A 14,549-nucleotide genomic window follows, 5' to 3' on the forward strand; every position below is an offset into this window, starting at 1 on the left:
CCCTTCCCCCTCCGACCCCAGGCCCGGCAACGGCTGATAACCGTCGTGGTGAACTTCAATTACCTGATAACCGGCATTGAACAGCGGACGCGGGTGGCCGACTAACAGCATCGGATAACCGGCGCGCAACCCCGTGGCTCGACCGCTGCCATGAAACTCCCGTTGACGGCAACCGATGGCCTGGGCGCGGCGATTGGCCAACCATTGCCCCTGTTCGAGCGAACCGAAGTGCTCGCCATACAACCCTTGTCCGCCGATAAATACAGACGAACCAGAGACGGCCTCTCGTTGTGCGGTTGAGGCATCTGCGCCAAGGCTGGCAGCTGCCACCGAAGCATTGACCTCTAACTTCAACTGCGCGTTGCTCGCGGAAAAGTCCTGGAGCGTGACCCCCGCCGCTTGCCGCACGAGTTTGCGCTCGAAGGTCCGCGCCACCGCCAGGACCCGGCCTACCTCCAGTTCCGAATCTTGGCGGCGATAGGTCAGCAGACTGGGGAGTTGCGGCTGGTACAGTCGGTCGCCACAGAACACCAGCGCCTCGCCGTCAGGCCCCTGCTCAAAGAAGTAATACACGCCGAAATATTCAAGAAGACGTGAAATAAAGGCGAAGCTGGTTTCTTCGAACTGGCAGGTAAACGTCGCCTGAGTCAGCGGATCATCGGCCAGCGGCAGGCGGATATCGAAGTCATACGCCGAACCGGGCAAACCGTTCATACCCGGCCCTTCGACAGTCAGCTCGGCCAACTTGAGCACGTCGCGAATCAGCTCCGGCAGACTTTTGTCCAGCCAGATTTCCGAAAAGCGGAAATGCCGCAACTGCACGAAGCGCGGTTCCAGCACCACGCGGTAGTAGTAATACAAGGAGTCGGCGTCGAGATAATCCACCTCCGTGACCACGCCCTGATAGGGATGCGGCTGCCCCAACGCATCGCTCAGGGTCAATATCGCCCGGTTGCCCAGCAGCGCTTCGTCGTCGAACAATGGATTGATCGTGGCCAGCCGAACCTCGAAGCGATAGGGCTGAGAGAGCTTTTCCTCGCCCTGCCACTGCTGCACCCATAATGTTTCGAGCAGCAGCGAGGGGGCCAGGCTGGCGAAAGTGCAGAGCGCATGATCATTGAGAGCCATCAATCAATCCTTGTTCTTCAGTCGGTAAACGAGCGGTCACTCTAGGGGCTCAAGCAGCGCTTCACGCTCGGGTAAAGACCTGATCGCATCGACGTCTTGCGTGGTAATGATCCACTCGCCGCGCGCATCCACCGCCACATGCAACCCAGCCAGCGGCCGCTGATCGGCAATCGCCCCGAGCAAGACGTCAGACAGGCGCGGTGTCAGGCTCTTACGCAAAATGAAGTCGATATTGCGCGCCCCGCTTTCCACTTCCGTGCAGCGCGCGGCGATAGCGTCGGCAACCTCTTCTGCAAACGTCAGACGGACTTTCGACGAAGCCAGCAGACGCTCGCTGAGCCGGCCCAGCTTGAGGCGCACGATGCCCGCCAGTTGCGCGCCCCCCAGGGTGAAGAACGGCACGATGGTCATGCGCGCCAGCAGCGCCGGTTTGAAATGCCGGGACAGGGTCGGGCGGATTTTTTCCGCGAGGGTGTCCGGGTCGGGCCGCCCGTCGACGCACAGGTTCTGGATTTCTTCGGTGGCCAGGTTGCTGGTCAGCAGCACCACGGTGTTGGAGAAATCAATCTGCCGCCCTTCGCCGTCGGACAGGCTGCCCTTGTCGAAGACCTGATAGAAAATGTTCACCACGTCCAGGTGGGCTTTTTCCACTTCATCGAGCAACACCACCGAATACGGACGCTTGCGCACCGCCTCGGTCAACATGCCGCCCTCGCCGAAGCCGACATAGCCGGCGGGCGAACCCACCAAGCGGCTGACGGTGTGCTTCTCCTGGTACTCGCTCATGTTCACCGAGATCATTGCCTGTTCGCCGCCGAACAGATGTTCGGCCACGGCCAGGGCGGTTTCGGTCTTGCCGACCCCCGATGGCCCGACCAGCAGGAACACTCCCAACGGCTGTTGCGGATCGCGCAGGCCGGATTGCGCGGCCTTGAGAATTTCCGCGATCTGCTCGACGGCGGTGTCCTGACCGCGAATACGCATCTTGAGGTTGTCGGCCAGGGCCAATACGCCGCCCGCCGCATCGCGCAGCACTTTGCCCAGCGGCACGCCAGTCCAGTCGGAGACGACCTGGGCAATCGCATCGGGGCTGACTTCGGTGAACAGCAACGGCGCGTCGCCTTGCAGTGCAGCCAGGGCTTCACGGGCCTGATCCAGCTCGGCCTGACGTTCCTCCAGCGAGGCCAGTACCTGCACAACCTCGCCTTCGGCCGGAACCGGCAGATCCTGTGCTTGCCGGGTCAGTTGCTTGCGTGCTTCAAGGACGCGCAGCGCCGCGTCGCGCTCGGCCAGCCAGCGGACTTCCAGCGCAACCCGACGCTCGTCAATCTCAGCCTGTTCGTCGGCGATATCCGTCAGGCGCTGGTCTTCTACGGGGAAACCATTGCCACGGTCGCGCTCCAGTGCGCTCTGTTCACGCGCCAGACCGGACAACTGCCGCTCCATGCGCTCCAACTCGGCAGGCTTGATGCCCAGGCCGATGCGTACCCGGGCGCTGGCGGTGTCGAGCAAGTCGACGGCCTTGTCCGGCAGCAAGCGCCCGGTGATGTAGCGATCCGACAATTCGGCGGCGGCGACGATGGCGTCGTCACGCACGCTGACCCCGTGGACTTTTTCGTAGTGCCCCTTGAGCCCGCGCAGGATCAACACTGCGGTTTTGACACTCGGCTCGTCCAGCTTGACCAGCTGGAAACGACGCGCCAGGGCCGGGTCTTTCTCGAAGTACTTCTTGTACTCCGACCAGGTCGTGGCGGCGATGGTGCGCAACTCGCCACGGGCCAATGCGGGTTTGAGCAGGTTGGCCGCATCCGAGCCACCCGCCGCGCCGCCGGCGCCGATCAGCATGTGCGCTTCGTCGATGAACAGGATCACCGGCGTGGTGGAGGCCTTGATCTCTTCGATGACGCCACGCAGACGGTTTTCGAACTCGCCCTTGACGCTGGCGCCCGCTTCCAGCGCACCGAGATCCAGGCTGAGCAAACGTGTGTTTTTGAGGAAGTCGGGGACTTCGTCCTGGCTGATCAACAACGCCAGCCCCTCAACCACGGCGGACTTGCCCACACCCGGCTCGCCCACGGCGATGGGGTTGTTTTTACGCCGCCGGGCGAGGATGTCGATCATCTGGCGAATCTCATCATCGCGCCCGAAAATCGGGTCGATGCGCCCCGCCGCTGCCTTGGCGGTCAGGTCTTCGCAAAAGCGCGCGATATTGTCTTCGGCTGCGGGCGCACTGCCGCCGGCGCCGGCCAACGAAGCAGAGGCCGCGCCGGTCTGCAGGCTGTCCAGCGGACCTTCGCTGGAGCCGCCCAACAGTTGAGCGAACTCTGCGGTCAGGGCATCGGTGGAAATCGGCTTGAGCAGTTCGCCGTAACGCGTGCCAGCACTGTAGTAGCCCAGGCGCGATACCAGCGCCAGCAGCAGCGAACCGCCGCGAATCCGCCCGCTGCCGACCACCAGCGAGGCAATCAGCCAGGCGTCCTGAATCCATTCGGTGAGCAGGCCAGCGAACACCGGACGTCCCGGGTTGCCGTTTTTCAACTGCGCCAGCCCCTCATCCAGCAGCGCACGCAAGCGCATCGGATCGATCTCGAAGCGGGCGAGAATGCGCGTCGTATCGGCATCCGGATCTTCCAGCAACTGGCGCAGCAGGTGCTCCAGGGAAATCTCGTAGTGAGCGCGCGCCAGGGTCTGGCCCGCCGCGTTCTCCAGGGCCTTGGTGCTGTACACATTGAGCCGTGCGAACAGCGGTTTGAGTTCTACCTGAATCATCTAGCGAGCCCTCTCTTCGAGCATTGGTCCGTGTTCGGCCGTCAGCATGAATACAACGTCGTCCTGTGTGTCTCCGTCACCGAGCCAGGTATCCAGGCCCAGCCGCTGCCAGCCGCCGCCCAGCGAAGCGCACTGCTGCTTATCTGCCGCAAGACGCATGACCAGACGGCTGCGTAGCGGCGTCTGCAAATACAATCCCACCAAGCGTTCGAGCTTTTGATACAGCGCCTGCCCCGGCAATAACCCGTGAAAACGCTCGGTACTCAGTGACGTCAGGCGGATATCCAGCGTGCCGCTGCGGTCCATGACTTCACGACCGAGCAGGCTGTTTTCGCCCAACACCCCGCACTGCGTGCCCAGGTAAGTGCGTGCCGTGCGGTCGATCCGCAGGCGCGTCTCGACACACGGCACGACTTCCACCGTCACATCGCTGAGTACCGCCTTGACCAACTGCTGCAGCCCCAGGGCCGAGCGCGGGTACTGGTTGAACAACCCGGCATACCGCAGCAAGTCGATGGATTGATCGCGCTGCTCCGGACGCGCATCCGCAATGCCGATCAGCGCCTGCAACTGACGCAGGCTCTTGACGTCGCGCCGCTCGGTAATGTCGATCCAGATCCGGTGCTTTTCCCAGGCACGGAACAGCAACGGATAGAGCGAGGCATGCAGGATGTCGAGAAAGTCACGTCCCGCCGAATGGCCCAGCAGTTGCTCGTCGATCAGGTCTTCGGTGTAAAACGTCGGCAACGGCGAAGTGACGCCATACAGCCCGAAGAAGTTGGCCTCGATCCGATAACGGCCGTCGTCGTCCTGCTCGATCCCTTCGATATCCCGCAGCGGAAACCCGAGCCCCAGCCGCGGCCGGACCCGCACGTTGTCGACGAAGTGTTTTTCGCTCGGAAAACGTAGGCGCAACAGGCGCAAGGCCTGGAAAAACCCGAACTCGCCGCCGTCATCGAGCAGCGGATCGATCACAACAGGCGTTGGTGCCCGATCTTCGCTGGCCATTTCAAGGTCTCGTGGTTGACGCTGTCGAACAGCGTGAAGGCGGTAAAGCTGTTGATGGCCGTACAGCCGGCGAAAAACTCATCCAGCACGCAACCGAACAGGTAGAAATTGCCGGGGCTGAGAAAATAGTCGCCCCGGCACTCGACCCGGACCACACTGCCTTCGATCGGCAGCCCGCGAATAAAACGCCGCTCGTGGCTGACGGTGACTTTTTCGATGGCATCGATGCGCCGCTGGTTGGCGTCCTGGGCCCCTTCGCCGACGCTCGGCAGATACAGCGCGAGCAGGCCGCGCAGGTAGTCGCGATCGGCCAGGCGGAAGTGGTTGGCATTGAGCTGCGAGAGCATGCGCCACAGCAACTTGTCGTCGAACTTGGGCGGCTGGCACGGCGTAATGCCGCGAATGCTCTTGAATTCGACCCTGGGCGGCGTGTTGTCGGTGGGCTGGTTCAAATCCCCCAGGCGCAGGCTTTCCGGCAGCTTGCCATTGGTGCAGAGCAAGCCGATGGACAAGGTCATCTCGCCCGGCACTTTGCCTTCGCTGTAGGGCAGGCTCAGATAGTGGTCATAACCTTGGGCATCGATGCTCGAGGCGCGGATGCGCAGGTTATAGGTGTCGCGCTGCGAGAAGGTATTGAACGGCTCCAGCAGCCGCTCCCCGCCTCCGGCGGAATAAGCACTGACCTTGAGCACCGAATGAATCCGCATGCTCATGCGCTGGCCATGGTCGGCAGGCTGGATGCGATAGTCGACTTGCTTGTGGTCGATGCGCAGCGGGTGTGCGTCCTGGGCGAACAGATTGATCGCCGGCGTCACCCCCAGCAAAAAGCTGTTGGCCGACAGGTTCGGTGTCCAGTCCGGCAGGTTCTCGAACATCAGGCGCACGCTGAAGCGCCCGTCTGCGCCTCTGGCTCGCCACTGTTTGAAGCCGCGAAACTCGATAAACAGGAATTTCTCGGGCAGCGCGAAGTATTCCTGCAGGCACCGATAGGCCGGGTGCGCGGTATCGGGAAACGGCAGCAAGGCGTTGCTCGCATCGAATCCCAGTCCACGCAAATGGCTGGCCGGCAATACCGTCATGGGCTGCTCTTGCGCAGAGATGCGAATCTCGCGCAGGTTGAGCTGCAACAGACGCAATAACTTGGAGCCATCGACCAGGCCATCCCCCAGATAGAAACGCAGGCTGTCAGCCAGCCAGCTATTCGGGTCGGCGGTGGTAAAAGCGAAGTCCAGGACCAGGCTGCGCTCTTCACCGGCGCCGCCGTCCCAGCGGCTGCCGAGCAGTTGCAGCGGTTCCAGGTCGACCGCCGCTGTACTGCTAAAGCGCACGCGCTGGCCATCGACCGGCACCGAGGCAATTTCGCAGCCGGGCTCGATACGCGTAACCTCCTGCAATGCCGTGCGCGGCTGAAATTGCAGCAGCGTCAGGCAGGGCAACGGTTGCAGGTAATGGGGATAGAGCAGCTGCGCCAACTCTTGAATGAACTCGGGAAACTCGTCGTCCAACCGTTGGCGAACCATCCCGGTAAGAAACGCCACACCTTCGAGCAAGCGTTCGACGTCCGGGTCATTGGCCGAGTCCACCCCCAGCAGCGGCGCCAGGGCCGGGTTGCGGCGAGCAAACTCATCGGCCAGACGCCGCAGTTGGTTGAGTTCACTTTGATAATGGCTGTTGAGCATGACTTAGTGCATCGCCAGGGACACGCGACCGTCCGAAGACACACGCGTTGCCAGGTGAATAGGAATGTCCCGATCGTCGATCGACACTACGCCCTCAAGACTGAAACTCAGCGACAACACTTCCTGGGCACCTTCGGCGACCAGAATGCGCGGCGATTTCAAGCGAGGCTCGTAGCGGGCGATCATGCGCGTCATGTTCTCGATTATTTGCGTGGTCTCGCCGGTCGCAAACGAACCGGCCAGATTGGTGAAGTCGGGTACGCCAAACTCGGCGTCAATCGGCACGCTGCCGCGCCGGGTATTCAAAATGCGTTGCAGATGCTGGACGATCGACTGCGTCAACACTTCAGCCTGGGTCAGGTGCGTGCGGCCGGTTTCGGCCTGCAGGCTTGTGATGCGCTCCAGCAATCGCTTTTCTCTCAACGCGGTGTACCTTCTGCAATAACAAGAACACCGCCCTGGACCAGGGCGGCATTGAACCGTCGAGCCGGGCTTACGCTTTTGGCGCCAACCACGAGTCTTCGGCTTCGATACCGTCCGGCACCCAGGTCCAGACGATTTTTTCGTAGGTGATGCCGATGTCTTCCATATGGCCCATTTGCTTGAACTCAGGGCTCAACACGTTCGGCACCCAGGTGCGGGCCGAAACGAGCACGGCATTGCTCAGGGTGATGGTGTAGTACTTTTCTTCGGTGCCTTTAGGCGAGATCCGATAGAACTCCAGGACTACCGACTTGAGTTGCTCGCCGGAGGTCAGGGCTTGCAGCAGCTTTGGAGAAGACTTATCGATTTCCTTGGTCAGGGTCATGCCCTGGTGGACACGCTTGCCGGCCGGCAGGCCGGTCTGCGGGTTCTTGGGAATATCGATCAGGTGTTCGACGGCCTGAACAAGGATCTTTCCTTCATGACCGGTAACCGTGCTGGAACCTTCGATCTTGCCTTGGTTCTGGCCTTCGATACTCAAGTAGCATGGCATTGGCATAACGTGTACTCCGGGTTTAATCAGTGAGTTTTCAGGCATCGATCAGCGCCTCTGGCCCTGTCTCGCTGCGTTGAATCCATCTTATGGAAACGCCGAGGCAATGACCCTCGGGTGAACACCTGAATGGGCAACGGCGGCGTTGCCCATTCGCGCTACCGATCAGCTCTTGTCGAGCTTGCCCACCAGCGACAGCGTGAAAGACGCGCCCATGTACTTGAAGTGCGGACGGACTTTCAAACCGACGCGGTACCAGCCTGGATCGCCTTCGACGTCGCTGACGGTAATCTCCGCCTGACGCAGTGGACGACGGCTGCGCACACCGGCGGCGGGGTTATCCATGTCGGCCACGTACTGGCGAATCCAGGTGTTGAGTTCCGACTCCAGGTCGCCACGCTCTTTCCAGGTGCCGATGTTTTCGCGCTGGATGACCTTGATGTAATGGGCCAGGCGACTGACCACAAAGATGTACGGCAGTTGGGTGCCCAGCTTGTAGTTCAGCTCGGCTTCCTTGCCTTCTTTGTCATTGCCGAAGAACTTGGGCTTCTGGCACGAGTTGGCGGAGAAGAACGCCGCGTTATCGGTGTTCTTGCGCATGGTCAGCGCGATAAACCCCTGCTCGGCCAGCTCGAACTCGCGACGCTCGGAAATCAGCACTTCGGTCGGGATCTTGGTCTGGGTTTCGCCCATGGCCTCGTAGTTGTAGATCGGCAAATCACCGACGGTGCCGCCGCCCTGTGGGCCAATGACGTTGGCGCACCAGCGGTACTGGGCAAAGCTGTCGGACAGGCGACTGGCAAAGGCAAACGCGGCGTTGCCCCACAGGAAGTCCTGGTTGCCGCCACCGACGTTCTCGTTGTAGCGGAACGTCTTGGCAGGGACCGTGTCTTCGCCATAGGGCGTGCGCAGCAGGAAGTGCGGCAATGTCAGGCCAACGAAACGCGCGTCGTCGCTTTCACGAAAGGCATTCCATTTGGTGAACTGCGGCCCCTCGAAGACGGCTTGCAGATCCTTGAGATTGGGCAGGTCGGCAAAGCTGTCGATGCCGAAGAACTGCGGGCCGGCCGCGGCGATGAAGGGCGTGTGGGACATCGCCGAAATCGCGGCGACCGACTGCAGCAACTTCATGTCCTGTGGGCCGGGGTTGAACTCGTAGTTACCGATGATCGAGCCGAACGGCTGGCCGCCGAACTGGCCGAACTCGGCGGTGTACACCGCCTTGTACAGACCCGAACGGGTGATCTCCGGCGCATCCTCGAAATCTTCGAGCAGCTTCTCTTTGGACACGCTGAGGATTTCCAGCTTGTTGTTCTCGCGAAAATCCGTGCGGTCGACCAGAAACTTCAGCGAGCGCCAGGACGACTCCAGCTTCTGGAACTGCTGGTGGTGAATGATCGCGTCGACCTGCCGGCACAGCTTGGCATCCAGCGTGGCGATCATGTCGTCGATCAACCCGGCGCTGACCTTCTCGGCCTGCCGGGCCGGCTCGAGCAGTTCGGTGACAAACGCTTCGAGGCCCTGACGGGTGACGGCATACGCCTCGTCGCCCGGCTTGACGCGCGTCGCTTCCACCAACTGATCCAACAGGGAAACCGACTCGACCACCTGGCCGGTCGTGCTCGCTGCCTGACTCTTTTCTTCGCTCATGGGTTATTCCTTGTCCTTTACGCCAAGTTCCGAGAGCAAACGCTCGCGGGCCCCGTCATCGTTCATCAGGGCCTGCAGCTGCTTGCGAAACTCCGGCAAGTTACCCATCGGCCCTTTCAAGGCCTTGAGCGAATCCCGCAGGGCGATCAGTTGCTGCAACTCGGGAACCTGGGCCACGATGGCATCCGGCTCAAAATCGCGAATGGACTGGAAGGTCAGCGAGACCGGGATCTGCTCGTCCTCCGGCGCGTTTTCCGCCAGATGATTGGGCACCGCCAACTGCAGGCTCAGGTTCTGGCCCTTGAGCACATCGGTGAAGTTGTCTTTGTCGACGCGGATCGGTTTGAGGTCTTCAACCGGCGTGTCGTCTTCACGCAAGGTGAAGTCGCCGATCACCAGTTGCTTGAGCGGCAGCTCGACCTGTTCCTGCGCGCCGCCGGTGTCAGAGCTGTAAACAATATTGACGCGCTCTTTAGGCGCGACCGAACCTTCACTAGCCATTAAATCTCACTCCTGTTTACCGGACTCGCTCAACGCAGCCGTTAGAAAACTCATGGCATGGATATGCACACGCCTGCCAGGTATTGCCTGTTGCCCATTCAACTTGCCGGCGGGCTGGCCAAACGCCAGAACGCCGGCAAATCCATTGCCGCCAACTGTTGCGCCCACAGCGCTCTCGAACCGCCGTCGTCATGCGCCAGTGCCAACTCCAACAACGGCCGGACCAGCTCCGGCTCCCAACGATCGAGGCCCTGCTCCGTCGCTTCCTGGAGCAACACATCCAAGGCAACACCCAACTGCGGGCGCGGGTCGAAACGCTGTAGCAGATGGCATTGGGCAGCGCGCAGGCGAAACCGCTCGCGGCCGCTGCCAGCCTCTCGCACGGCGCTCTGCAAGCGCGCCAACGCTTCGTTCAAACGGCCTTCGGCGGCATCACGCGCGACTTCATCGATCAGCGTTTGCAGCCCATCCGTGGCGCCGCTGCCGGCCGCCGGTGCCAAACCTTCGAGCCAACTGCGGGTCGCGCCGTCGGCGAACGGCTGGCCGTCGGCGAATGTCAGCTCGACCAGCGCCGGCAGGCGCGCCAGAAAATGACGGGTTTCCAGGGCCAGGCTGGCAGCACCGGCCTGCGCCGCCGAACCGAGCCTCAAGAGCGCGGCGTGACTGGCCCGATTGAGGTCCAGCCAGCACGGATAACTTGGTAACCGACCTTCGCAAAAACGCACGATGTCCAGTGGCTCGCCAACGCTCTGCAAGCGGCTGAAACTTTCGAGTTCCGCGTCCGAAGGCGGCGGCACGCGTGTCGTGTAGCCTTGCGCAGGAGGGACCTGCTCCAGGGTCGTCCACGCCAATTGGCGATTGAGGCGAAACAGCAACGGCAAGGTCGCCCGAGACTCCAGGCAAAACCCCAGCAGCGGTGCAAGCGCGGCAAACACGCTATTGACCGCGTTCTCGATGGCTTCATCGCTCTCAAGACGGCCCAATGGCGGAGCCGGCACAAGGGCCGGAAGCGGCGCCGAAGGGGCGTGCGCAACCGGCGTCGGGAGCGCTGTAGGCGCATCGACTGCCGCTGGAACCTCTTCCGCCGTCACCGCTATTGGCTCGACACCCGCTTGCACGGGCAACTGCGATAGGCGACGACGCAACGCAAAAAAACTCGGGCCGTCGGCGTCCCGGTCGCGCCAATGGCGATCGATGGCGTCCCAGTCTTCGAGCAACTGCGCCAATTGTTCTCCGGGCACCGCTTCGAAGTTGGCTTCAAGTTTTACGGCGAGCCACTCGAGCATCCACTCGGCCTGGTTGCGCCGGGCACGCAATCGAGCCGGCGGCGGGGTCAGGGTCTCCCAATACAGCTCAAGCATTTCGCGCACTATATGCACGCCGGTCGCCAGGCCGGAAATGCCTTGCAGAGTGGTCCAGGCACATAACAACCAGACCGCGGCATTAAAGTCCTTGCCCTCTTCTCGCAGCACTTTTACACAGGCATCGGCGACTTTCTGCCAATCCACTCCGGACTCGGCGTGGATATTGTTCAATTTATCCACTTCGATTTGCGCGAGGGAAAAAGCCAGCCCTTCCCGAGGATTAACGCCAGCAGGATGAGTCAAACTGATCGCAAACGAACCTACTTCCCGGTCGAGGCAACTCATCCGTTACTCCTTACTTCAATAGGTTGTTTGATACATCGTTGCCGCGTAAAAAAAATCGCCGCCGATGCCGGGTTGATTTATGCAGCGGTGACGATCTTCATTGATTGATCCAAGGCCCGATATTCCGCCCACCGCGGCTGTAATCCGCCAAGCCAAAGCCCCGCGCGTTGAAGCGTCGGACAAGCATGTGTCAGCCAAGGCGCCGGGGCCATCGGGTGAACACCTGAAGTACTCGCCGGTTTAACGTACCCGTTCAGATCATCGCGCCGAAAATAACAAGGCCAATACCCAGCGCACTTTGCTTGAGAAACAAGCGCACGCGTTCACAGCGTGGAAACACATAAACGCTGTCAAATGCGAATTCGCGTCAATCTATCAAGCGCCTTGCAGATGGCTTGACCCTGCGTTGCAACTTTTCAATTATTTTCAGGCGCCCTGCCCCGCTCTTGCCGCCGCCAGAAAGTGCGCAACAAGTTGGATACAAGAGGGATTGTCATTACTTTCATGGAGAAACCGGTTATAAGGAGCACAACAACCCATTCTGACTGGCTGCCGCTAGGCAGCACGGACGTACAGTGGGAAGATGCAACGCCTGTTCACGGGGCGTGAACATAGGCTTTCCGGGTTGTAGTGAATCCATGAACAAACCAGCCTCACTGATATGCGCCCCTAAACACGTCGGCTCCAGGCACGCCCATGATCACTTCGAGGTCAGCGCCGAGCCGGTTGCCAACCAACTGCTGGCCTGGCGTGATCGGGTCGGACACGTCATCGACGTCCTGCCTACATCCCACGCAACCACCACGCCCTTCAACGCGAGCATTGACCGCTACAAATTGAGTGATCGCGTCTTCACCGACTGCTCAAGCGACGCCTTGTTGCTCGACCGTTCGATTGCGCGCATCTCTACCGACAAGGTCCGGGACTATGTTTTCCAGGTCTTCACCCAAGGCGCAATGGAGTCCATTCGAGGCGGCCCCCAGGAACATGGCGCGTCCGCCAGGGCGAGCATCGTTGCCATGGACATGAACCAGCCGATCAAAATGAGCCGGGGGCGTTGCCGCGTATTGACCTTCTTTGTCTCGCGCACGGTGGTGGAAGCGGCGCTGCCGCATGCCGAGTCGATCCACGGGCGTGTCTTCGAGAATACGACGCCTATGACCCAATTGATGATCGAGCACGTCGAGGCGTTTTCCAGAAAGCTGCCGGTTATCAGCAGCGCCGAGGCCGCGTCGACATTCGATACCGCCGTTCAACTCATGCTCGCGGCCTTCTCGAAACAGGCCAAGCTGGGTGGGCACGTGCGGGCGGCGGCGCGCAGTGCGATGTTCGATAAAGCCAGGCGTTATGTGCAGAACAACCTGTATCAACCCTGGCTGACGCCAGAGTACGTGCTGATGGCCATGCAGCTGCCTCGCGCCACGCTCTACCGTCTGTTCCAGCATGAGGGAGGGTTGGGTCGTTACATCCTCAACTGCCGTCTGCGTGAAGCCGCGGACGAACTGGTGCGCTATCCGGACCGCCAGGTGATTGAGATCGCCTACAGCCTGGGCTTTAACAGCGCATCGGCGTTTACCCGCGCGTTTCGTCGTCGCTATGACCTGGCGCCGCAGGACCATCGCCTGATGGCGGCACAGCGAATGGGCAACGCTATGCCGGGGCACCGTAACGTCGCTGGCCGAATCGATCAGTGAGCCGGCTACCGCGCTGGAAATTTCACCAGTGCGAACAGGCTGACCAATAGCGCGCCCAGCAGATACCAGGAAGGCGCCATTGCGTTCTGGGTAACTCCGATCAACCACGTCACAAAAAACGGGCAGAACGCCCCGAAGATCGTCACGCCGAAACTGTAGACCATCGACATCCCCGTGGCCCGGTGATGCGCCGGAAAAGCCTCCATGATCATGACGGTAGCGACGCCGTTGTTGCCCATCGCGACAGCCGAATAGATGCCGATGATCAGCAAGGAAGCCAGCTCGCCGACCCCATGGGTCAAGGCCAGGAACACCGGATAGACCAACAGGATGCTGAGGATCATCGTCACGTATTGGGTCGGTTTGCGTCGCGGCAGCCGGTCGGCGAACCGCGCAAACAATGGCGCGGCAATGAACAGCATCGCGCTGGAAAAGCACGCCGAAAGCAAGCTCATGCTCGGCGACAGGCCTAACGTGCGGACCAGATAGGTCGGCATGTAGAGCACCATCAGGTAGATGCTTGCGGTGGGGGTTGCCATCATCAAGATCCCCAGCAATAGCTGGGGGCGGTGGTTTTTCAGCAAGACACGCAGCGACGGCGACTGGATACCACGCCGTGTTGTCTCCACCATATTGCGCCGAATGAACCACCCAAACGGCGCAATCAAAAGCCCAAGCACGAAAGGAATACGCCAGCCCCAGGCCAGCAACTGTTCGGGGGTCAGCAATGCGGTCGTGGTGGCACCGACAACCGCCCCCACCAAAACCGCGGCCGCCTGGCTGGCAGAACGCCAACTGACCAGATAGCAGCGTTGATTGCGCGCCGCCAGCTCCATCAGCACCACGGACGACACGCCGATCTCTCCTCCGGTCGCGAACCCCTGCAGCAACCGCGAGAGCACCAGCAACACCGTTGCGGTGACGCCGATCGATGCATGCGTCGGCATGAACGCGATCAAGGCGGTACCGGCTGCCATCAATAGATTGGTGACATTCAAGCCGGCTTTTCGCCCTTTGCGGTCGGCGAGGTTGCCGATCACGATTGCGCCCAGCGGGCGCATCGCGAAACCGATGCCAAACGTCAACAACGCCATCAGCAACGAGGCGAACGAACTGTCCGATGGGAAAAACAGCTTGCCGATGATCACGGCAGAAAAGCTGTATACCGTGAAGTCGTAGATCACCAGGCCATTGCCAACGACTGTCGCGACTATCACCTTCTTCGATTGCCTGAAGGTCACCGGACAATCGCCAGATTCAAGATAAGACATTTAGGCCGAGGTCCCGTCGAGTCAATCAAAGCGCGCTGGGTAGCGAACACGTGGGCCCAAAAGGCCCCTCATGGGCACGTTGGGCGCTAACAGCTCGATCGACGGGCTATTGATTTGTAGTAGCGTCCTGGCGGGAGCATCCTACGGAACAATATCAGGCTTGTATGTACCCCTTTTATAACGCCAGCAGGCGCGCACTCACTGCGGCTCCGCGCCGCACGCTT

At 60.9% G+C, this 14,549-nt stretch carries 11 protein-coding genes; 1 reads left to right on the forward strand and 10 read right to left on the reverse strand.

What is annotated here, in order from left to right; all coding sequences use genetic code 11:
* The 9 genes from AC07W0_RS21505 to tssA all read right to left on the reverse strand — a co-directional run.
* Positions 1 to 1,128: type VI secretion system Vgr family protein (locus AC07W0_RS21505; RefSeq protein ID WP_218260409.1), on the reverse strand; the 1,128-nt coding region annotated here is incomplete at its 3' end.
* A 36-nt stretch (positions 1,129 to 1,164) separates the two neighbouring features.
* A complete protein-coding gene (tssH, locus tag AC07W0_RS21510; protein WP_102618251.1) occupies positions 1,165 to 3,897 on the reverse strand; it encodes a type VI secretion system ATPase TssH in 2,733 nt (910 codons plus the stop codon).
* Positions 3,898 to 4,905: a type VI secretion system baseplate subunit TssG gene (gene tssG / locus AC07W0_RS21515; RefSeq protein WP_017849102.1), complete on the reverse strand. Its 1,008-nt coding sequence runs from the start codon at positions 4,903 to 4,905 to the stop codon at positions 3,898 to 3,900.
* Positions 4,869 to 6,584: a type VI secretion system baseplate subunit TssF gene (gene tssF / locus AC07W0_RS21520; protein WP_102618250.1), complete on the reverse strand. Its 1,716-nt coding sequence runs from the start codon at positions 6,582 to 6,584 to the stop codon at positions 4,869 to 4,871. Before tssF ends, tssG begins: the two co-directional genes overlap by 37 nt.
* Positions 6,585 to 6,587: 3 nt before the next feature.
* Positions 6,588 to 7,007 (reverse strand): type VI secretion system baseplate subunit TssE, encoded by a 420-nt coding sequence (tssE, locus tag AC07W0_RS21525; protein WP_226926231.1) that lies wholly within the window; start codon positions 7,005 to 7,007, stop codon positions 6,588 to 6,590.
* Positions 7,008 to 7,077: 70 nt separating this feature from the next.
* The gene (locus AC07W0_RS21530; protein WP_017849099.1) at positions 7,078 to 7,566 is read right to left on the reverse strand and encodes an Hcp family type VI secretion system effector; all 489 of its coding nucleotides are present in this window, start codon (positions 7,564 to 7,566) and stop codon (positions 7,078 to 7,080) included.
* A gap of 159 nt (positions 7,567 to 7,725) precedes the next feature.
* The gene (tssC, locus tag AC07W0_RS21535; protein ID WP_102618249.1) at positions 7,726 to 9,210 is read right to left on the reverse strand and encodes a type VI secretion system contractile sheath large subunit; all 1,485 of its coding nucleotides are present in this window, start codon (positions 9,208 to 9,210) and stop codon (positions 7,726 to 7,728) included.
* Between the two features lie 3 nt (positions 9,211 to 9,213).
* On the reverse strand, positions 9,214 to 9,711 hold the full coding sequence (gene tssB, locus AC07W0_RS21540; RefSeq protein WP_017849097.1) for a type VI secretion system contractile sheath small subunit: 498 nt from the start codon (positions 9,709 to 9,711) through the stop codon (positions 9,214 to 9,216).
* A 98-nt stretch (positions 9,712 to 9,809) separates the two neighbouring features.
* The gene (gene tssA / locus AC07W0_RS21545; RefSeq protein ID WP_102618248.1) at positions 9,810 to 11,360 is read right to left on the reverse strand and encodes a type VI secretion system protein TssA; all 1,551 of its coding nucleotides are present in this window, start codon (positions 11,358 to 11,360) and stop codon (positions 9,810 to 9,812) included.
* Between the two features lie 638 nt (positions 11,361 to 11,998).
* Here tssA and AC07W0_RS21550 point away from each other — a divergent pair.
* Positions 11,999 to 13,054 (forward strand): helix-turn-helix domain-containing protein, encoded by a 1,056-nt coding sequence (locus tag AC07W0_RS21550; protein WP_102618247.1) that lies wholly within the window; start codon positions 11,999 to 12,001, stop codon positions 13,052 to 13,054.
* Between the two features lie 5 nt (positions 13,055 to 13,059).
* On the opposite strand, the gene AC07W0_RS21555 is transcribed toward AC07W0_RS21550, so the two are convergent.
* Positions 13,060 to 14,325 (reverse strand): MFS transporter, encoded by a 1,266-nt coding sequence (locus tag AC07W0_RS21555; RefSeq protein ID WP_102618246.1) that lies wholly within the window; start codon positions 14,323 to 14,325, stop codon positions 13,060 to 13,062.
* Between the last annotated feature and the right edge of the window lie 224 nt (positions 14,326 to 14,549).

It is taken from the genome of Pseudomonas sp. GW704-F2, assembly GCF_059423025.1.